Source organism: Rhodococcus chondri (genome assembly GCF_036327435.1).
GTDB classification, from domain to species: domain Bacteria; phylum Actinomycetota; class Actinomycetes; order Mycobacteriales; family Mycobacteriaceae; genus Rhodococcus; species Rhodococcus chondri.
Map to the genome: position 1 here is coordinate 1 of NZ_JAUZMZ010000412.1, position 533 is coordinate 533.

Annotated in this window: 1 protein-coding gene; it reads right to left on the reverse strand. The window is 65.3% G+C overall.

Features of this window, described 5'->3' with window-relative positions:
- Positions 1-35: 35 nt before the first annotated feature.
- Positions 36-533 (reverse strand): NAD(P)(+) transhydrogenase (Re/Si-specific) subunit beta (locus Q8814_RS26470; RefSeq protein ID WP_330154870.1); only part of this gene is annotated, 498 nt, incomplete at its 5' end.

The following is a 533-nucleotide window of genomic DNA, read 5'->3' on the forward strand; positions in this document are numbered from 1 at the left end:
CCCGAGGGCAGGCAGTGCCTGCGGGGGGCCGTTCGCTAGAGCGCCTTGAGCTCCTCGGTGACCTCGGAGACCATCTTCTTGGCGTCGCCGAACAGCATCGAGGTGTGGTCGGCCGTGAACAGCGGGTTGTCGATTCCGGCGTAGCCCGAGCTCATCGAACGCTTGAGCACGATGACGGACTTGGACTGGTCGACGTTGAGGATCGGCATGCCGTAGATCGGGCTGGACGAGTCGTTCCGCGCCGCGGGGTTGGTGACGTCGTTCGCGCCGATGACGACGGTGACGTCGGTACGGTTGAACTCGCCGTTGATGTCGTCCATCTCCTTGAGCGCGTCGTACGACACCTCGGCCTCGGCCAGCAGCACGTTCATGTGCCCGGGCATACGACCGGCGACCGGGTGGATCGCGTACTTGACCTCGACGCCACGCTCTTCGAGCATCGACGCCATCTCCTTGACCGCGTGCTGCGCCTGCGCCACGGCCAGACCGTAGCCGGGCACCACGATGACCTGGTTGGCGTACGCCATCTGGAT